The sequence below is a fragment of the Cupriavidus sp. FW305-46 genome, from assembly GCF_058787075.1.
Genome location: NZ_JBYSZI010000013.1, coordinates 65,984 through 84,036 on the forward strand (window position 1 = coordinate 65,984; position 18,053 = coordinate 84,036).

The 18,053-nt window shown below is 68.3% G+C and carries 16 protein-coding genes and 1 tRNA gene; 10 read left to right on the forward strand and 7 right to left on the reverse strand.

The genetic code is table 11. From position 1 onward, the window contains the following. Window positions 1-2: 2 nt before the first annotated feature. The 4 genes from AC3WON_RS08830 (at window position 3) to AC3WON_RS08845 (ending at window position 4,043) form a co-directional block, all read left to right on the forward strand. Window positions 3-1,559 (forward strand): sensor histidine kinase, encoded by a 1,557-nt coding sequence (locus AC3WON_RS08830; protein ID WP_492317647.1) that lies wholly within the window; start codon window positions 3-5, stop codon window positions 1,557-1,559. Then, window positions 1,556-1,891 carry a DUF4212 domain-containing protein gene (locus tag AC3WON_RS08835; RefSeq protein WP_492351632.1) on the forward strand — a complete coding sequence of 112 codons (336 nt, stop codon included), beginning with the start codon at window positions 1,556-1,558 and terminating at the stop codon, window positions 1,889-1,891. The genes AC3WON_RS08830 and AC3WON_RS08835 overlap by 4 nt, the downstream gene beginning before the upstream one ends. Before the next feature lie 243 nt (window positions 1,892-2,134). Next, window positions 2,135-3,832 (forward strand): MFS transporter, encoded by a 1,698-nt coding sequence (locus AC3WON_RS08840; RefSeq protein WP_492317649.1) that lies wholly within the window; start codon window positions 2,135-2,137, stop codon window positions 3,830-3,832. Between the two features lie 134 nt (window positions 3,833-3,966). Further along, window positions 3,967-4,043: transfer RNA gene (locus AC3WON_RS08845), tRNA-Met, on the forward strand. Between the two features lie 105 nt (window positions 4,044-4,148). On the opposite strand, the gene mepK is transcribed toward AC3WON_RS08845, so the two are convergent. The 5 genes from mepK to AC3WON_RS08870 all read right to left on the reverse strand — a co-directional run bounded on the left by mepK (window position 4,149) and on the right by AC3WON_RS08870 (window position 8,803). Next, window positions 4,149-4,736, reverse strand: a complete 588-nt coding sequence (gene mepK / locus AC3WON_RS08850) for a peptidoglycan L,D-endopeptidase MepK (protein ID WP_492351633.1) — start codon at window positions 4,734-4,736, stop codon at window positions 4,149-4,151. Between the two features lie 30 nt (window positions 4,737-4,766). Then, complete coding sequence (locus AC3WON_RS08855; RefSeq protein ID WP_492351634.1) at window positions 4,767-6,359, reverse strand: L,D-transpeptidase family protein; 1,593 nt, start codon at window positions 6,357-6,359, stop codon at window positions 4,767-4,769. A gap of 84 nt (window positions 6,360-6,443) precedes the next feature. Next, window positions 6,444-7,070, reverse strand: a complete 627-nt coding sequence (locus tag AC3WON_RS08860) for a LuxR C-terminal-related transcriptional regulator (protein WP_492317652.1) — start codon at window positions 7,068-7,070, stop codon at window positions 6,444-6,446. A gap of 161 nt (window positions 7,071-7,231) precedes the next feature. After that, a complete protein-coding gene (locus AC3WON_RS08865) occupies window positions 7,232-7,642 on the reverse strand; it encodes a carboxymuconolactone decarboxylase family protein (RefSeq protein WP_492317653.1) in 411 nt (136 codons plus the stop codon). 93 nt (window positions 7,643-7,735) lie between these two features. Beyond that, complete coding sequence (locus AC3WON_RS08870; protein ID WP_492317654.1) at window positions 7,736-8,803, reverse strand: CaiB/BaiF CoA transferase family protein; 1,068 nt, start codon at window positions 8,801-8,803, stop codon at window positions 7,736-7,738. A gap of 351 nt (window positions 8,804-9,154) precedes the next feature. On the opposite strand from AC3WON_RS08870, the gene AC3WON_RS08875 reads away from it, so the two are divergent. Further along, entirely contained in the window at window positions 9,155-9,595 is a 441-nt protein-coding gene (locus AC3WON_RS08875) for a universal stress protein (protein WP_492351635.1), read from the forward strand. Between the two features lie 47 nt (window positions 9,596-9,642). Here the strand turns inward: AC3WON_RS08875 and AC3WON_RS08880 are convergent, their stop codons facing one another. Together AC3WON_RS08880 and AC3WON_RS08885 are read right to left on the reverse strand one after the other, a co-directional pair. Then, window positions 9,643-10,689, reverse strand: a complete 1,047-nt coding sequence (locus AC3WON_RS08880; protein ID WP_492317656.1) for a serine/threonine protein kinase — start codon at window positions 10,687-10,689, stop codon at window positions 9,643-9,645. Window positions 10,690-10,707: 18 nt separating this feature from the next. Next, window positions 10,708-12,300: a DEAD/DEAH box helicase gene (locus tag AC3WON_RS08885; RefSeq protein WP_492351636.1), complete on the reverse strand. Its 1,593-nt coding sequence runs from the start codon at window positions 12,298-12,300 to the stop codon at window positions 10,708-10,710. Window positions 12,301-12,600: 300 nt separating this feature from the next. On the opposite strand from AC3WON_RS08885, the gene AC3WON_RS08890 reads away from it, so the two are divergent. The 5 genes from AC3WON_RS08890 (at window position 12,601) to ybeY (ending at window position 18,022) form a co-directional block, all read left to right on the forward strand. Further along, window positions 12,601-14,286, forward strand: a complete 1,686-nt coding sequence (locus tag AC3WON_RS08890) for a ClcB-like voltage-gated chloride channel protein (protein ID WP_492351637.1) — start codon at window positions 12,601-12,603, stop codon at window positions 14,284-14,286. 113 nt (window positions 14,287-14,399) lie between these two features. Beyond that, window positions 14,400-14,801: a hypothetical protein gene (locus AC3WON_RS08895; RefSeq protein ID WP_492317658.1), complete on the forward strand. Its 402-nt coding sequence runs from the start codon at window positions 14,400-14,402 to the stop codon at window positions 14,799-14,801. 89 nt (window positions 14,802-14,890) lie between these two features. Beyond that, window positions 14,891-16,243, forward strand: a complete 1,353-nt coding sequence (gene miaB / locus AC3WON_RS08900) for a tRNA (N6-isopentenyl adenosine(37)-C2)-methylthiotransferase MiaB (protein WP_492351638.1) — start codon at window positions 14,891-14,893, stop codon at window positions 16,241-16,243. Between the two features lie 33 nt (window positions 16,244-16,276). Further along, the gene (locus tag AC3WON_RS08905; protein ID WP_010813862.1) at window positions 16,277-17,275 is read left to right on the forward strand and encodes a PhoH family protein; all 999 of its coding nucleotides are present in this window, start codon (window positions 16,277-16,279) and stop codon (window positions 17,273-17,275) included. Further along, window positions 17,276-18,022 carry an rRNA maturation RNase YbeY gene (gene ybeY / locus AC3WON_RS08910; RefSeq protein WP_492351639.1) on the forward strand — a complete coding sequence of 249 codons (747 nt, stop codon included), beginning with the start codon at window positions 17,276-17,278 and terminating at the stop codon, window positions 18,020-18,022. Window positions 18,023-18,053 lie beyond the last annotated feature (31 nt).

An 18,053-nucleotide genomic window follows, 5' to 3' on the forward strand; every position in this document is an offset into this window, starting at 1 on the left:
AGATGAGCCTGCTGCGACTACCCTGGCGGCGCGCGCCCCGCGCCGCGCCACCCTCTCCTTCCGCCACCCCGGGCCCGGACGCCGCCGACCAGGACCTGGCCGACGCGCTGCCGCACCTGGAGGAAAGCACCGCGCATCCGTCGCCGCGCTCATTGTTCGGCGAGATCCTCGACTGGATGCTGGCGCCGCTGCTGCTGCTGTGGCCGATGAGCATCGCGGTGACTTACCTGGTGGCCAAGTCGATCGCCAACGGGCCCTTCGACCGCGCCCTCGAAGCCAGCGCCATCGTGCTGTCGCAGCAGGTGCGCGAGGTCAACGGGCGCATCACGCTGCAGCTGCCGCTGTCAGCGCGCGAGATCCTGCGCGCCGACGAGACCGACAGCATCTACTACCAGGTGGTCGGCAAGCGCGGCGAATACATCGCCGGCGACCACGACCTGCCGCTGCCATCCGAGGAAGACCAGGGCCATGCGGGGCTGGTGTCCCTGCGCGATGACCGCGTGGCCGGCAACGACGTGCGCGTGGCCTACACCTATATCGACCTGAAGCAGGTCAGCGGCACCCAGCCGGTGCTGGTGCAGGTGGCCGAGACCCTGGACAAGCGCGCGCGCCTGGCCAACGAGATCATCAAGGGCGTGATCCTGCCGCAGTTCGTGATCCTGCCGCTGGCGGTGGTGCTGGTGTGGTTCGGGCTGTCGCGCGGGCTGGCGCCGCTGACCGCGATCCAGCAGCGCATCCGCGCGCGCAACCCCGGCGATACCAGCCCGATCGACGAACGCGCCGCGCCGCAGGAGATCACACCGCTGGTGGGTTCGTTCAACGACCTGCTGGCGCGCCTGGACCAGTCGGTGCAGACCCAGAAGCGCTTTATCGCCGATGCCGCGCATCAGATGAAGACACCGCTGGCGGGCCTGCGCATGCAGGCCGAGCTGGCGCAGCGAGAGCAGTCGCCGGAAGAGCTGCGGCGCTCGCTGGCGCAGATCGCCGGCAGCTCTGAGCGCACCGCGCACCTGGTCACGCAGCTGCTGTCGCTGGCACGCATGGAAAACCTGGCGGGCACCGGCGGCATGGCCGCGCTGGACCTGGCGGCGCTCGCGCGCGAGGTGGTCAAGGACTGGCTGCCGCAGGCCTGGGCGCGCGACATCGACCTGGGGCTGGACGCGGACGAACATCCGGTGATGGTGCAGGGCAACCGCCTGATGCTGACCGAGATGCTGAACAACCTGCTCGACAACGCCATCCGCTACACGCCGCGCGGCGGGCACGCCACGGTGCGCGTCAGCGCCGATGCCTTCGAGCCGTTCGCCTACCTGGATGTGGAAGACACCGGCCCGGGCATTGCGCCGGCCGAGCGCGAGCGCGTGATGGAGCGCTTCTACCGCGTGCTCGGCACCAATACCGAAGGCAGCGGCCTGGGCCTGGCCATCGTGCGCGAGATCGTGCAGCAGCACGGCGGCGACGTCCAGATCTCCGACCACGTCTACCAGCAATCGCCACGGCTGGCCGGCGCGCATTTCCGCGTGACGCTGCGCCGGCCCGACTACCTCCCGCCCGCATGAACGACAGCCTCGCCCCCGACAGTGCCGAAGCCCGCCAGCGCCAGGCCTGGCGGCGCAACCTGCGCTGGATCTGCGGCCTGCTCGCGATCTGGTTCACCGTCACCTTCGTGGTGGCATGGTTTGCGCGCGACCTGCGCTTCGACTTCTTTGGCTGGCCGTTTTCGTTCTGGGTCGGCGCGCAAGGCGCGCTGGTGGTCTACGTGCTGATGGCCGCGCTCTACGCCTGGCGCATGAACCGCGCCGACGGCGAAGCCGACGCCGACAGCCTGGCCGCGCCCGCCCCTGCGCCTTCGCAGGGCGCCTCGCGTGGAACAGGCACCGATGCTGCATAGCCGCACCCCTGCAAAGCGCGCCATTCCGCCACACAAGTGAATTGCGCCCCGCAGCGCAGCATCCAAACTCCCGCCCACGGCTAGCGTATACCCCGATATTCTTTGACGATTCCGTCCCCCGTTCTGTCAGAACGCAGTAAGTTTCGCCACCCACAATCCTCTGCAACTCAGGCATAGCGGCCAGCCGCGCGGTCTTTCCCGCGCCACGCCCACCCGAGATCCATTCCAGACGGAGGAGACAATATGGCAAACGTGCAAAACGTTGCGGTGCCCGGAGGGGGCGCGCAGAACGCACCGATGACAGCCGAAGAGCGCAAGGTGATCTTTGCCTCATCGCTGGGCACGGTGTTCGAGTGGTACGACTTTTATCTCTACGGCTCGCTGGCGGCGATCATTGCCAAGCAGTTCTTCGCCGGACTGGATCCCACCTCGGCCTTCATCTTCGCGCTGCTCGCATTCGCCGCCGGCTTTATCGTGCGGCCGTTCGGCGCGCTGGTGTTCGGCCGCCTGGGCGACATGATCGGGCGCAAGTACACCTTCCTGGTGACGATCCTGCTCATGGGCCTGTCGACCTTCATCGTCGGCCTGCTGCCGGGCTACGCCACCATCGGCTGGGCCGCGCCGATCATCCTGATCGCACTGCGCATGCTGCAGGGCCTGGCGCTCGGCGGCGAGTACGGCGGTGCCGCCACCTACGTGGCCGAGCACGCACCGCACGGCAAGCGCGGCGCCTATACCTCGTGGATCCAGACCACGGCCACCCTGGGCCTGTTCCTGTCGCTGATCGTGATCCTGCTGTGCCGCGAAATGACCGGGCCCAACTTCGAGACCTGGGGCTGGCGCATCCCGTTCCTGGTGTCGATCCTGCTGCTGGGCGTGTCGGTGTATATCCGCCTGTCGATGAATGAATCGCCGGCGTTCCAGCGCATGAAGGCAGAGGGCAAGACCTCCAAGGCCCCGCTGACCGAGTCCTTCGGCCAGTGGCGCAACCTGAAGATCGTGATCCTGGCCCTGCTCGGCCTGACCGCCGGCCAGGCCGTGGTCTGGTACACCGGCCAGTTCTATGCGCTGTTCTTCCTGACCCAGGTGCTCAAGGTCGATGCCAAGACGGCCAACCTGCTGATCGCCGGCGCACTGGTGCTCGGCACGCCGTTCTTCATCTTCTTCGGCTCGCTGTCGGACAAGATCGGCCGCAAGTGGATCATCATGGCGGGCTGCGCGCTGGCCGTGCTGACCTACTTCCCGCTGTTCAAGGCCATGACCCACTACGCCAACCCGGCGCTGGAGCGCGCCCAGCAGAGCGCCCAGATCGTGGTCACCGCCGACCCGAAGCAGTGCTCGTTCCAGGGCAGCCCGATCGCCCGCGAGATCGACTTCCGCAGCTCCTGCGACATCGCCAAGCGCACGCTGGCCCAGGCATCGGCCAGCTATGAAGTGGTCGAGGCCCCGGCCGGCACCGTGGCCACGGTGAAGATCGGCGACAAGGAGATCAAGGCCTTCGACGCGCAGCTGGTGAACGGCCACAGCTTCGACGACGCCAGCAAGAAGCAGATCGCGGCGTTCAAGAAGGAGGTGGGTGAATCGATGGCCTCCGCCGGCTACCCGACCAAGGCCGACCCGGCACAGATGAACACGATCATGGTGCTGGTGATCCTGGTCATCCTGGTGATCTACGTCACCATGGTGTACGGCCCGATCGCCGCCATGCTGGTGGAGCTGTTCCCGACCCGCATCCGCTACACCTCGATGTCGCTGCCCTACCATATCGGCAACGGCTGGTTCGGCGGCCTGCTGCCCACCATCTCGTTCGCGCTGGTGGCCCAGAACGGCAACATCTACTACGGGCTCTGGTACCCGATCATCATCGCAGCCATCACCTTCGTGATCGGCGCGCTGTTCATCCGCGAGACCAAGGACGTGAACATCTACGCCAACGACTGAGCGGTCGTCCGGCACTAACGGAAACGGCAGGCCCACCGGCCTGCCTTTTTTTTTATGCATGGGCCCTTCGTGCAAAATCTTCACGCGAAGGTGTTGACAGCAACGAAAGCCCAGGTATAATCTCAGTCTTCGTTGGCGAATTAGCTCAGTCGGTTAGAGCGACGGAATCATAATCCGCAGGTCCGGGGTTCGAGTCCCTGATTCGCCACCATCTATTTGAAAAGCCGCGATCCCGCATGGGTTCGCGGCTTTTTTCTTTGGGTCGCTACCAGCTCGCGCAAGCGAGCCGCCCATGATGGGCGGCCACAGACAACGCTTACCAGTAACGCACGCGCCCGGTATCGATGTGCACGAACTGGTCAGACTCATAGAAGCCGACGCCCCCAGCCTGCAATGACTTGGCCGCGTCGCGCACGTCCGCCAGCGGCACGCCGGCCAGGCGGATGTCGATGGCCTTGCCGTCCATGTGCAGGCTGTGCCTGGCCACGCCGCCGCCGCGCGAGTTGCGCAGGCGCGAGTTGGTGGCCGGGCTGCGGTAGCCGGAAATGACCTGGAACGGCTGCTCGGTGCCAAGCTCGCGGCGGACCTGGAACAGGAGGTCGAACAGCTGCGGATCGATCATGCCGACCTTGCCGGAGTAATGGTCACGCAGGAAGCCGTTGAGCGTAGTCAGCGCGTCGGGCACGAAGCGGTCGCCAACGGCATAGACCAGCGACACGCGTTCGCCGGTATGGGTGTGGTCGAAAGCCAGGGTGCGGGCGTCCGGCAGGCCTGCCAGGGCCTGGTTTGCAGGCAGGTTTGCCAGCGCCTGGCGCGGTGCCAGCGGCATCAGGCTGGCGGCGAGGGCCAGGCCTCCGGTGGTATGAAGAAAGCGGCGGCGTGCCTTGCGCGTCGCATCAGTCATGGTACTTCCTCTGAATGTCCCAGTGGCGCCTCAGCGGGTGGTGCCGGAGGCGCTTGCGATAGCTGGTTGCTGGGGCCGTCCGTTGCGTTGCCGCAGTGCCTTGTCCAGCAGTTTGTCGTGACCGTAAATGTCAGGCAAGAAGGATACACGACCATCGGCGCGCGCAATGACCGTGCCGTAGGCCAGCACCACCGGCAAGGGCTGCTCCAGGCGCACCGTATTGGACTTGCCACGCGTCATCGCTTCGCGGATACGGGTTTCGTTCCAGTCCGGCATATCGTGCAACACGAACTGGGCCAACGCTACTGGGGATTCCACGCGGATGCAGCCGTGGCTGAAGTCGCGCCGGCCGCGCTTGAACAGCTGCGGCGAGGGCGTGTGGTGCAGGTAGATGTTCTCGTTGTTGGGAAACACAAACTTGATATCGCCCAGCGCGTTCAGCGGGCCTGGCCGCTGGCGGATGCGCATGCGGCCATTCAGCACTGCTTCGAGATTTTCCTCGGACAGCGTGGTCACGGCCTTGCCGTCGCCGGTAACGAACTCCAGGCCCTGCCGGTTGAAATAGGCCGGATCGCTGCGCAGGTGCGGCACGGTCTCGCGGCGCGCGATCGAGGGCGGGATGTTCCAGTACGGGCTGAACTCGATGTAGCGCATATCCTCCTCGAACAGCGGCGTGCGCGTATCCAGTGCCTTGCCGACGATCACCTTCATCTCGAGCTTGATGTCGAGCTTGCCGTCGCGGATCTCATAGGCGCGCAGCATGAACTCCGGCACATTGACCACGATCATGCGCGGACCGTCCAGCGGCGTCCAGCGCAGCCGCTCCATGGTCAGTTCGATTTGCCGCACACGGCTGGCGATGGGCGGGTTGAGTTGTGCCAGCGTGGCCGCGCCGATCACGCCGTCGGCCTCCAGGCCGTGGCGCGACTGGAACGCCTTGACGCCGTCGACCAGGGCGCCTTCGTAGCGGGCCGGCACCTGGGTGCCGGCGGGCAGGTCGCCCAGCGCAACCAGGCGTGCAGCCAGCGCCGCGGCACCGGCCCAGGGCTGGCCCGGCGTCAGCTTGCTCGCCGGCAACGGTGGCAGCGGCTGCCCCCAGACCGGCTGCTTCGCGATCTCGCGGTACCGCGCCAGGGCGTCCCGCAGCGTGCCGTAGAGCGGGAAGGTGGGCGCTGCCTGGCGGATGGCGGCGGGCAGCCGCTGCTGCTTGACGGCATCGCGCAGCCAGACGGCGGCATCGAAGGGCCGTTCCGCCTGCGGGGCAAAGTTGGCATGGACCGCGCGCGGGTTGACGCGCCCGCCGTGCAGGTCTGCCAGCATCCGCTCCATCGCGGCGCTCAGCGCCGCGTCCACGCGTGCGGCCGCGTCCGGCGGCAATGCTGGCCCGCTGGCGGCCTGGGCCACGGCCTGGCGCAAGGCGTCGGCATCGTAGTCGCGCGGGTCGAGGCCGTCGGCCGCGGCCGCGGCCAGCGCATCGACGGCCTGGCGGGCCGCCGGCACCGGTCGGCCCTGCGCAAACCACATCGGTTCGTTGGCGAAGGCAGGCGTGGCCAGGCATGCGGCGGCACAGGCAAGCACGACAGCGCCCAGGCGGCGTGCGGCGGCATTCAGGGTCGGTGGCATCGGGCGAAAAGTTCGGATTCGTCACACACGCCAACAGTCTACCCGCGATGGCGGCATGGTGCCGCAAGCCGCCCGGGGTGCGCGTTACCACACCAGCTGATGCCGCCGCGCGTAGTCCACCATTTCGACCAGGGAGCCGACATTGAGCTTGGCCATGATGTTGGCCTTGTGCGTGCTGACCGTCTTGCTGCTGATCAGCAGTTGCGCCGCGATCGACTTGTTGGAATGGCCGCGCGCCAGGTATTGCAGGATGGTGATCTCGCGGTTGCTCAGCCGCGCAAAGCCGGATTCCCGCTGCTCGCCGATCTGGCGCACGGTTTCCAGCGTATGCATGGGAAATACCAGGTAGCCGCTGAGCACGCCGCGTACGGCCTGCATCACCTCGGCCAGCCCACGCTGCTTGACCACGAAGCCATGGGCGCCGGCGCGCAGCGCCCGCACCGACGCCAGGGTGGCGTCGCTGTCGGACAGTACCAGCAAGGGCACGGCGGGCTGCGTCGCCGAGACGCGCCGGACAAAGTCGATGCCGGGATTGCCGAAGCACTCGATATCGACCAGCACCAGCCCCGGCCGTTGCTCGCGGACCAGCCGGAATGCTTCCTGCATGCCGTCCATTTCCAGTACTTCACCGGCGCCCAACTCAGCGCGGATTTCAGCGGACAGCGTGGTGCGGAACCGGGAGGGTTCATCGACGATCAGCGCGAGATGCAATTTGAGGCTCCTTAACGACTTGCATGGCTTGGCCTGGTGCCAAGGTTAAGGGGCCGGAGAGATCCTGATGCGCCGAATCCTCGCCGCGCAGATGCGGCAAAATCTGCATCAGAGTCAGACTCTTCTGCATGGCTGTTTTCGTATCGATGCCGCGGTCGGCGTTACCCGTTGGCAGCGTCGAGGACTTCAGTCAGCTTGCGGCTGGCATCCAGCGCCGCGGGGAACCCGCAGTAGACCGCGCTGTGCACCATCAGTTCGCGCAGTTCCTGCGGCGTAACGCCATTGGCGAGCGCGCCGCGCAGGTGGCCGGCCAGCTCCTGCGGCCGGTTCAGCGCAATCAGCATCGACACCGTGGCCAGGCTGCGCTGCTTGCGGTCCAGGCCGTCGCGGGTCCAGACCGTGCCCCAGGCGAACTCCGTCACCAGTTGCTGCAGGCTGGTGTCGCCCTGCTGTGCGGCGGCGTCCAGCGCGCGCCGGACGTGCTCGGGGCCGAGCACTTCGGTGCGCACGTCAAGACCGGCCTCGAAGGCCGGCGTGGGAGTGTAGGCGGGAAGTTGGCTGGGTTCGGCCATGGCATGGGTCTCCGGTTTGGGTGGATGCCGCATGGTAGCCGAACCGATCAAGCCGATTCGAGCGGCCGCAGCATCGGTGCCGCGGCCCCAAGGTCATTCCATGCCCGCGGGCAGGAAGCGCGGCGCCGGCGCCGAACGCGGCACCTCGCGCTCGCCCTGCTGGTACAGCCGATACGTGCCGCGTGCCTGGTTGTGCGGATGGCGCGCGGCCTCGTCCAGGGTCAGCACGCGTGCAAAGCACACGTCGGTGCCGCCCAGCACCGCCTCCCAGTGGGTGCTGGGCTTGCCTGCGATGCAAGCGGCAATGCGTGCCTTCACCGCGGGCCACTGGGCGCGGTCATACTGCGTGGCGGGGTCGATGTCGGTCAGTTCGAGCCGCTCGAGCAGCTCGCGGTAGAACTGCGGCTCGAGCGCGCCCAGCGTGATGGCGCGGCCGTCGGCACAAGGGAAGACGTCATAGAACGGCGAATCGTGGAAGGGGCTCGGTTGCGGGCCGCCCAGCGTGCCGGCTGCGCGCGACACCTGCACCAGCGAGCCCAGCATGGCGACGATATCGGTGATGGCCGCATCCACCACGCAGCCCTCGCCGCTTGCGCGCGCGCTCAGGATGGCGCTGGTGATGCCGAATGCCAGGCCAAGCGCGCCGGTGGCATCGCCCATCACGGTCGGCGGCACCATCGGCAGCTCGCCCTCGCGCGCGGCCATCGACAAGAGGCCGGTCAGCGCGATGTAGTTGAGGTCGTGGCCGGCGCTCTGCGACAGCGGGCCGGTCTGGCCCCAGCCGGTCATGCGCCCGTAGACCAGGCGCGGATTGCGTGCATGGCACGCCTTCGGGCCCAGGCCGAGGCGCTCCATCGCTCCCGGGCGCAGCCCTTCGATCAGCGCGTCGGCGCCGGCCACCAGGTCCAGCGCGGCGGCCACGTCGTCCGCAGACTTCAGGTTCAGTTGCACCACGCGCTTGCCGTGCTCCAGCTCCATCTCAGGCGGCACGGGCTGGCCGCGCAGGATGCGGCGGGCATCCGGCGCGACCGGCCGGGTCACCAGCGTGACCTCGGCGCCCAGGCCGGCCAGCATCGCACCGCACAACGGGCCGGGGCCGATGCCTTCGAATTCCACTACCTTGATACCGCGCAGGGGCAGCAGGTTGCCACGCTCACTCATGATCGTCGTCTCCGGAATCGCCGCCCGCCCGGGCCATGGCCGGGGGACAGCTTGCATTGAATTGGTATGGGATGGGCTGTGCCTGCGGCAGCGCGGGCGTGCCAATGCCTGCCGCGGGGCTCGGGAGCATGCTACGCGCCACGGCGTTGACGGGGCAATGGCCAAATGCTTCAGCCGGCTTGACGGAATCCGTCAGCCGGCCGGCTATCGCACGGCGAAATCGGATAAATCCGATCCGACTTGATCTAAATCGGGTCCTGGCAGGACACTAGGTGCCATGATGGTTCCAGATGGCGGTGCCGCCTCATGGTGCACCGCCTGCCGACAGCCCCCATCCAGGAGATTTCCAACATGACCAATATCGTGCTCGCCACCGACGGTTCGGCCTTCAGCGACGCCGCGGCCCGTTTTATCGCCGAAGGCAAGCTGCTGCAGAGCGGCTTCACCGTGCATGTCGTGCATGTCGCGCCGGAAGTAAGCGGCCAGGTGCGCGCCTTTGTCAGCAAGGAGACCATCGATGACTGGCACAAGGAGGCCAGCGACAAGGCCATGGCGACGGTCTGCGAGATTCTGTCCGCAGCCAAGGTGCCGTTCGAGCGGCACCCGCTGCACGGCTTCGCGCCGGAGCGCATCGTCGCCTGTGCGCGCTCGGTCGACGCCGCAGCCATCGTGATGGGCACGCATGGCCGGGGTTCGTTCTTCGATGCGGTGATCGGTTCGGTCGCAGGCCGCGTGCTGGCGCAGGCCGAGTGCCCGGTGCTGCTGGTCAAGGCGCCGGAAAAGAAGGGTTGAGCAAAGTAGTGGAAAACCGGCGCCCTGGCGGCGCCGACCGGTAGACCTCAGGCGCCCCACAGGGGCGCTTCGTCCATCAGCGCCACCTGTTCGCGCAGTTCCAGGATGCGATCCTGCCAGTAGCGCGCCGTGCCGAACCAAGGGAACGCGGCCGGAAAGGCCGGGTCGGCCCAGCGGCTGGCGAGCCAGGCGCTGTAATGGAGCAGCCGCAGCGTGCGCAGCGCTTCCACCAGCCACAGTTCGCGCGGCTGGAATTCGGCGAAGTCCTCATAGCCGGCAACGATGTCGGCCAGTTGGTCCTGCATGGCCGCGCGGTCGCCCTCGAGCAGCATCCAGATGTCCTGGATCGCCGGCGCCATTCGGCTGTCATCGAAGTCAACGAAATGCGGGCCCGGTGCGCCATGAGTGCCGCCGCGCGCGTCGTCCTCGCCGATCCACAGCACATTGCCGCGATGGCAGTCGCCGTGGGTGCGCAGCAGGCGCACCTCGCCGGCGCGCTCATAGCAGCGGCGCACGCCGTCCAGCGCCAGGTCGGTCACCGATTGCCATGCGGGCAGCAGGTCGGCGGGAATGCAGCCGCTGGCGAGCAGCCAGTCGCGTGGGGCAACGCCGAAGGTTTCAAGATTTAGCGCCGGGCGCGCCTGGTAGGGCTGCGTCGCCCCCAGCGCGTGGATGCGGCCGATGAAGCGGCCGAGCCAGGTCAGCGTGTCGGAACGGTCCAGCGCGGGCTCGCGGCCGCCGCAGCGGGGGAATACCGCGAAACGGAAGCCGGCGTGATGCAGCAGCGTGCCGGCCGCGCCCGGTGCCAGCACCATGGCCGGCACGGCCGGGATCTCGGCATCGGCCAGCTGCTGCACGAAGGCGTGTTCTTCCAGGATGGCCGCATCGGTCCAGCGGCCCGGACGGTAGAACTTGGCGATGACCGGCGCGGCATCTTCGATGCCCAGCTGCCAGACGCGGTTCTCATAGCTGTTGAGCGCCAGCAGGCGCCCGTCGGGGCGCAGGCCAGCGCCTTCCAGCGCGTCCAGCATCAGCTCCGGCGTCAGGCCGGCGTAGGGAACGCCGGGGTCGGCCGGGGTGTCGGACGCGTGCATGTTGTCAGCCTGTCCCGCTCAGCGCGCCGGCTTGCGGTTGCCGCCGAGCAGCGCGGCCTGCGGCGCCGGACGGCGATTGCGCGCCGGTGCCGGGGCCGCGTCGTGCGGCTGGCGCGCGGGTTGCGCCGCGGCCCGTTGCTGGCGCGCCGGCTCCTGGCCGTCGCGGCGCGGTGCGGGATTGCGCGCGCCGCCGGCGGGCTGGCCGCCACGGTTGCCGTTGGCTGCACCGTTGCCGCGCTGGCCGCCTTCGACAGCCCGCGTGCGCGGCTGGCCGCCCTGGGCTTGCCGCGGCGCAGCCTGCGCTTCGCGCGCCGGGCGCTGGCGCTGGGCGCCCTCGCCTTCGTTGCCGGCCGGACGCGCCTGGGCGCGTCCGCGGCCCTGGCCTTGTCCTTGCCCCTGGCCACCACCGCCACGCTGTTGGCGGCCCTTCTGGATCGGCTCGGGCGCGATGCTCGGGTCGACCTCGAAGCCCGGCAGCACAGTCTGCTCGAGCTTGCGCTTGATCAGGCGTTCGATATCGCGCAGCAGCGCAATCTCGTCCACGCAGACCAGCGAGATCGCTTCGCCCTCGGCGCCGGCGCGGCCGGTGCGGCCGATGCGGTGCACATAGTCCTCGGGCACGTTGGGCAGGTCGAAGTTGACCACGTGCGGCAGCTGGTCGATGTCGATGCCGCGCGCGGCGATATCGGTTGCCACCAGCAGCCGCAGCGTGCCGGACTTGAATTCCGACAGCGCGCGCGTGCGCGCCGACTGGCTCTTGTTGCCATGGATCGCCAGTGCCGACAGGCCGTCCTTGGTCAGCTGCTCGGCCAGGCGGTTGGCGCCGTGCTTGGTGCGCGTGAACACCAGCACCTGGTGCCAGTCATGCTGGCGCACCAGGTGGGCCAGCAGTTCGCGCTTGCGCTCGCGGTCCACCGGATAGACGCGCTGGTCCACGGTCTCGGCCGTGGTATTGCGCCGCGCCACCTCGATCGAGGCCGGGTTGTTCAGCAGGCGGTCGGCCAGCGCGCGGATATCGTCCGAGAACGTTGCCGAGAACAGCAGGTTCTGGCGCTTGGCCGGCAGCACGTTGAGGATCTTGCGGATATCGTGGATGAAGCCCATGTCGAGCATGCGGTCGGCTTCGTCCAGCACCAGCAGTTCCACCTGCGACAGGTCGATGGTGCGCTGGGACACGTGGTCCAGCAGACGGCCGGGCGTGGCCACCACGATCTCGACGCCGCGCTTGAGCTGTTCGATCTGCGGATTGATGCCGACGCCGCCGAACATCACCATCGAGCGCAGGCGCAGGTACTTGCCGTAGTTGCGCACGCTCTCCTCGACCTGGGCGGCCAGTTCGCGCGTGGGCGTCAGCACCAGTGCGCGCACCGGCAGGCGGGCCGGACGCTGCGCGCCATTGGCGCCGCGCGCCGCGGAATCGGACAGCAGCTGCAGCATCGGCAGCGTAAAGCCGGCGGTCTTGCCGGTGCCGGTCTGCGCGCCGGCGAGCAGGTCACCGCCCTTGAGGATGGCGGGGATCGCCTGGGCCTGGATGGGAGTCGGCGTGGTGTAGCCCTGTTCGGCCACGGCACGCACAATCTTGTCGGACAAGCCGAGTTCAGAAAAAGACATGAATTGCTGCTTGGGCCATCGCTGCGCACGCGGTGCGCCAAACGCCGGATGGCTCCTGGTAATCGGATCGGAATCGGAACGCGAACGCCGGGAAGCCGGCATGGCAGGGCACCGGCCCGCCCGCGAAGGAAAGAGCGGTAGTGTACCAGTCCGGGACCAGCGGGTTCTGCACCGCGCGCGGCCCCGCATGCGCGCCGGCGCACATCGGATCTGCGCGGGTGGCGCTGCGCTATCATGACAGCCTCTGCCCGCCCCCGCTCCGGCTCCGCACCCGCGCCACATGTGCCCCGGAAAGCCGCCATGCGCTTGCGTTTCCTCGAAGACCAGGAAGTCACCCTGTTCGCGGCCATCCCGGTCGGGATCGTCGCGGCCATTGCCACCACGCTGTTCAAGGAGGCGCTGGATGGCGCGGGCGTGGTCCTGTTTTCCAGCCATGCCGACGTGGTGGCCGTATTCGCCACGCTGGCGCTGGCGTGGCGCGTGGTGGTGCCGGCCGTGGGCGGCGCGCTGGCGGGCGGCCTGCTGGTGCTGGCCAATCGCCTGGCCGGCAGCCACGGCGGCGCCACCGACTACATGGAAGCGGTGGCCAACGGCAGCGGCCGCCTGCCGGTGCGGATCACCTTGCTGCGCGCGCTCTCGTCGTTTTTCTCGATCGTCAGCGGCAGCTCGGTCGGCAAGGAAGGCGCGATGATCCAGCTGGCGGCGCTGTGCGGCTCGCTGTTCCCGTCGACCCGGCTGGAACGCGGCGGCGGCTCGAACATGCGCCGCATGCTGACCGCCTGCGGGGCCGCGGCGGGCCTTGCCACCGTTTATCACACCCCCTTCTCCGCTGCCGTCTTCGTTGCCGAAGTGGTGTTCGGGGCGCTCGCGGTGCAGCGCCTGATGCCGCTCTTCCTGGCTTCGGTGGCCGGTGCCATGGTCAGCCAGTGGCACGGCGGCCTGCAGCCGCTCTACCCGGGCCTGGATATCGCCCCCGACCTGCGCCCGCACATCCTGCTGGCCGCGGCCGCGCTGGGCGTGGCCGCCGGCATTGCGGGCGCGCTGTTCATGCGTGCGGCGGGCTTTGCGCGCAGCCGCTTTGCAGCGATGCCTGGCGGCCCGGTGGCCCGGCTGACGCTGGGCGGGGCGCTGGTCGGCGTGCTCGCGATGGCGGTGCCCGAGGTGGTTGGCAACGGCTATTCCACCATCCAGACCATCCTGCAGGAGCAGCCGCTGAGCGTGCCGGTGGCCGGCGTGCTGCTGGCCAAGCTGGTGGCTACGGTGATCAGCATGGGCTCGGGGGCGGTCGGCGGCGTGTTCACGCCGTCGCTGTTCGTGGGGGCGGCGCTCGGGCAGTTGCTGGCCATCGGCATGCAGGGCACGGCGGCCGCTGCGGCGCCGCTGCTGCCGCTGGTGGGCATGAGCGCGTTCCTGGCGGCCACCAGCCAGGCGCCGCTGATGTCGGTGCTGATGGTGTTCGAGATGACGCTGGCGCCCGCGCTGCTGCTGCCGTCGATGATCGGCGCAGTGGCGGCGTACTACACCGCGTCACGCTGCCAGACGCTGTCTCTGTACAGCGTGATCGCCGAGCGCGCGCAGGCCTCGGCCGCGGCCGAACACGCCCGCACGCTGACGCTGGCGGGCCTGTGCGACCCGACCGATACCGTGCTCGACCCGAACGCCACCCTGGCGGCCGCGGCCGACAAGTTTGCCGAGACCGGGACGCGCTACCTCTATCTGGTCGAAGCGGATGGCCGCCTGCTGGGCGCGCTGTCGATCCATGCGCTGCAGCGCGCCCAGCGCGAGGGCGCCGCGGACGACGTGCTGGCGCTGGCCGAACGCGACTTCCCCGCACTGACCCCGGATTCGGGCCTGCGCGACGCCCTGGCGGTGTTTGCCGAGCACGGCATCAACCGCATCCCGCTGGTGCGCGACAGCGCCGGCCGCGAACTGATGGGCACGGTGTCCAAGCAGCGTGTGCTGCAAGAGGCATCCTGTCTGTTCTGAGCCCCGCCGCATCGCCGACCCTGTCAGGCCGCCAGCGGGGTAAAATGCCGGGTTGCGCCCGCCTTTGGGCCATTCCCGCCAACGCGTCGTCCCATTAGTCGGAGTTCTCCCCCATGCCAGCAGGTCGTGATGCGCGCCGCGAGGCGCCGGAGTCTGTCCAACCCGGGCGCGCCCGCAGGCTGTTGCCAGCGCTGGCCTGCGCCGCCGCCCTGCTGCTCGGTGCGGCAAGCGCGATGGCCCAGCCGGTGCGGGCGATCCCGGACGATGCGCAGGCGGCCAGGCTCGTTATCGCCACGCCGTCTGCCGGTGCCCCGCAGACGGCCACGCTCGACGGCAAGACCGTCGGCGTGGCGCCGGGCCTGCGCCTGTTCGGCACCGACAACCAGTTGCTGGCCAGTGCCGCGGTGGCGGGCCAGAAGCTGCCGGTGCGGTACAAGCTGGACCTGTACGGCCAGTTGCTGACCGCCTGGGTGCTGAGCGAGCCGGAACAGAAGGCGCTGAAGAAGAAATCGTAGTCCCCCGGAAGTGCGACCGGCGTGCCCCACGCGCCGGCCGTGTTGTTGCAACACCCTGATGCCCCCAGGTCAACCACTGAGATCGGCATATGAAGAAAGTTTTCGTCAAGACGTACGGCTGCCAGATGAACGAGTACGACTCGGACAAGATGGTCGACGTCCTCAACGCCAGCCAGGGGCTGGAACCCACCGACAACGTCGAAGACGCCGACGTGATCCTGTTCAACACCTGTTCGGTGCGCGAGAAGGCGCAGGAGAAGGTGTTCTCGGAACTCGGCCGGATGAAGGCACTGAAGGCGGTCAAGCCTGACCTGGTGATCGGCGTGGGCGGCTGCGTGGCCAGCCAGGAAGGCGCCAGCATCGTCTCGCGCGCGCCCTATGTCGACGTGGTGTTCGGCCCGCAGACGCTGCACCGCCTGCCCGACCTGATCGCGCGGCGCCAGCGCACCGGCCAGTCGCAGGTGGATATCTCCTTCCCCGAGATCGAGAAGTTCGACCACCTGCCGCCGGCACGCGTCGAAGGCCCGAGCGCCTTTGTCTCGATCATGGAAGGCTGCTCCAAGTACTGCAGCTACTGCGTGGTGCCCTACACCCGCGGCGAGGAAGTGTCGCGCCCGTTCGAGGACGTGCTGGCCGAAGTCGCCGGCCTGGCCGAACAGGGCGTGCGCGAAGTCACGCTGCTGGGCCAGAACGTCAACGCCTACCGCGGCAAGATGGGCGACACCACCGAGATCGCCGACTTTGCGCTGCTGATCGAGTACGTGGCCGAGATTCCCGGCATCGAGCGCATCCGCTACACCACCAGCCACCCGAAGGAATTCACCTCGCGCCTGGTCGAGCTGTATGGCCGCTGCGACAAGCTGGTCAACCACCTGCACCTGCCGGTGCAGCATGCGTCCGACCGCATCCTGATGGCGATGAAGCGCGGCTACAGCGTGCTGGAGTACAAGAGCATCATCCGCAAGCTGCGCGTGCTGCGCCCGGATATGTCGATGTCTTCGGACTTTATCGTCGGCTTCCCCGGCGAGACCGATGCCGACTTCGAGAAGCTGATGGCGATGATCGAAGAGATCGGCTACGACACCTCGTTCTCGTTCATCTTCAGCCCCCGCCCGGGCACGCCCGCTGCCAACCTGCACGACGACACCCCGCACGAGGTCAAGCTGCGCCGGCTGCAGCGGCTGCAGGCCACCATCGAGGAAAACGTGCAGCGCATCAGCCAGAACATGGTCGGCACGGTGCAGCGCATCCTGGTGGAAGGCCCCGCGCGCAAGGATCCGACCGAGCTGCACGGGCGCACCGAGAACAACCGCGTGGTCAACTTTGCGCTGCCGGGCGTGCCGCAGGCAGGCCGCGACCGGCTGGTCGGCCAGTTGGTCGATGTCAGCATCACGCAGGCCTTCCCGCACTCGCTGCGCGGCGAGATCATGGTTCGGCAGTAACCAGGCACCATCCAGCGAGGCCATCGCCAACCGATGAAAATCCCTTCCGCAGAATTCGTCGCCCCCAAGGACGACAACACCCGGCTGCAGAACCTGTGCGGGCCGCTCGACGAGAACCTGCGCCAGATCGAGCAGGCGCTGGACGTGAACATCCAGCGCCGTGGCCACCGCATGACGGTGCGCGGCGGCAACGCGCAGGATGCGGCAACGGCGCTGGAGCGCTTCTACAACCAGGCGCGCACGCCGCTGTCGATCGACGACGTGCAACTGGGCCTGGTGGAAACACGCCAGCTGTCCGCGCATGGCAGCTACCTGCCCGGCAACGGCGACAATGTCGAAGAGCGCGAGATCGGCGACGAATCGCCGGTGCTGCACACGCGCCGCACCGGCCTGCAGGGCCGCACCGTGGCGCAGCGCGACTACCTGCGCAATATCCTGTCGCACGACCTGACCCTGGGTGTCGGCCCTGCCGGCACCGGCAAGACCTACCTGGCAGTGGCGTGCGCGGTCGACGCGCTGGAGCGCGACGCGGTCAAGCGCATCGTGCTGACCCGCCCGGCGGTGGAAGCCGGCGAGCGCCTGGGCTTCCTGCCCGGCGACCTGGCGCAGAAGGTCGACCCCTACCTGCGCCCGCTGTATGACGCGCTGTACGACCTGCTCGGCTTCGACCGCACGCAGAAGATGTTCGAGCGCCAGATGATCGAGATCGCGCCGCTGGCCTACATGCGCGGGCGCACGCTGAACCATGCCTTCATCATCCTGGACGAGGCGCAGAACACCACGCCCGAGCAGATGAAGATGTTCCTTACGCGCATCGGCTTCGGCTCCAAGGCGGTGATCACCGGCGACACCACCCAGATCGACCTGCCCAGGGGGCAGAAGAGCGGCCTGGTGGAGGCGCTGCACGTGCTGCGCGACGTGCGCGGCATTGCCTGCACCCGCTTTACCAGCATCGACGTGGTGCGCCATCCGCTGGTGGCCCGCATCGTCGATGCCTATGACGAATACCACGCCCAGCACAAGGACGCTTAATTGAAATCCCAGAAATCCAAGTCTTCCGCCGTGAGCCTGACCCTGTTCGACGGCGACGGCCGCGCGCGCAAGAGCGCCGCGCACGCGCTGCGCGTGCAGCTGCCCGACGGCCGCAGCCTGACGCTGGACCTGTCGCAGGCAGCCGACGGCGTGGTCGCGCTGCTGGCCGAGCACACCGACACCAACCAGCAGGCTGGCCTGCTGGTGCGCCCGGACAACCATGACTCGCTGTCGGTGGCCGTGACCGCCACGCCGGTGGTCACCACCACCGGCACGCCGGCCACTCCGCCCGGGCTGGAGCTCGAGATCCAGAACGGCGACGGCGTCGGCAAGCGCGCCGGCCTGCCGCCGCGCCGCAAGATCGAGACCTGGGTCAAGTCGGCGCTATATGCCGACGCCGCGCTGACCATCCGCTTCGTCGACGAGGAAGAAGGCCGCACGCTGAACCGCACCTATCGCGGCAAGGATTACGCCACCAATGTGCTGACCTTTGCCTATGCGGAGAACGAGGAAGACCCGGTCACGGGCGATATCGTGCTGTGCTGCCCGGTGGTGGAAACCGAGGCGCGCGAGCAGCGCAAGCCGCTGGAAGCGCACTATGCGCACCTGATCGTCCACGGCGTGCTGCACGCGCAAGGCTACGAGCACGAGGAAGACGTCGAAGCCGAGGAAATGGAAGCGATCGAGACCGAAACGCTGCTGGCGCTCGGTTACGCCGACCCCTACCACAGCGACCGCGCCGCGTGATCCCCGCGTAATCCCTTTCTCACGGGCGGCG

Bases quoted from the DNA above. Each gene is read 5' to 3' on its own strand.
- AC3WON_RS08830 (WP_492317647.1), top strand. From the start codon at position 3: ATGAGCCTGCTGCGACTACCCTGGCGGCGCGCGCCCCGCGCCGCGCCA.
- AC3WON_RS08840 (WP_492317649.1), top strand. From the start codon at position 2,135: ATGGCAAACGTGCAAAACGTTGCGGTGCCCGGAGGGGGCGCGCAGAAC.
- AC3WON_RS08835 (WP_492351632.1), top strand. From the start codon at position 1,556: ATGAACGACAGCCTCGCCCCCGACAGTGCCGAAGCCCGCCAGCGCCAG.
- AC3WON_RS08905 (WP_010813862.1), top strand. From the start codon at position 16,277: ATGAAAATCCCTTCCGCAGAATTCGTCGCCCCCAAGGACGACAACACC.
- AC3WON_RS08855 (WP_492351634.1), bottom strand. From the start codon at position 6,359: ATGCCACCGACCCTGAATGCCGCCGCACGCCGCCTGGGCGCTGTCGTG.
- AC3WON_RS08885 (WP_492351636.1), bottom strand. From the start codon at position 12,300: ATGTCTTTTTCTGAACTCGGCTTGTCCGACAAGATTGTGCGTGCCGTG.
- AC3WON_RS08880 (WP_492317656.1), bottom strand. From the start codon at position 10,689: ATGCACGCGTCCGACACCCCGGCCGACCCCGGCGTTCCCTACGCCGGC.
- mepK (WP_492351633.1), bottom strand. From the start codon at position 4,736: ATGACTGATGCGACGCGCAAGGCACGCCGCCGCTTTCTTCATACCACC.
- AC3WON_RS08895 (WP_492317658.1), top strand. From the start codon at position 14,400: ATGCCAGCAGGTCGTGATGCGCGCCGCGAGGCGCCGGAGTCTGTCCAA.
- AC3WON_RS08870 (WP_492317654.1), bottom strand. From the start codon at position 8,803: ATGAGTGAGCGTGGCAACCTGCTGCCCCTGCGCGGTATCAAGGTAGTG.
- AC3WON_RS08890 (WP_492351637.1), top strand. From the start codon at position 12,601: ATGCGCTTGCGTTTCCTCGAAGACCAGGAAGTCACCCTGTTCGCGGCC.
- miaB (WP_492351638.1), top strand. From the start codon at position 14,891: ATGAAGAAAGTTTTCGTCAAGACGTACGGCTGCCAGATGAACGAGTAC.
- AC3WON_RS08875 (WP_492351635.1), top strand. From the start codon at position 9,155: ATGACCAATATCGTGCTCGCCACCGACGGTTCGGCCTTCAGCGACGCC.
- AC3WON_RS08865 (WP_492317653.1), bottom strand. From the start codon at position 7,642: ATGGCCGAACCCAGCCAACTTCCCGCCTACACTCCCACGCCGGCCTTC.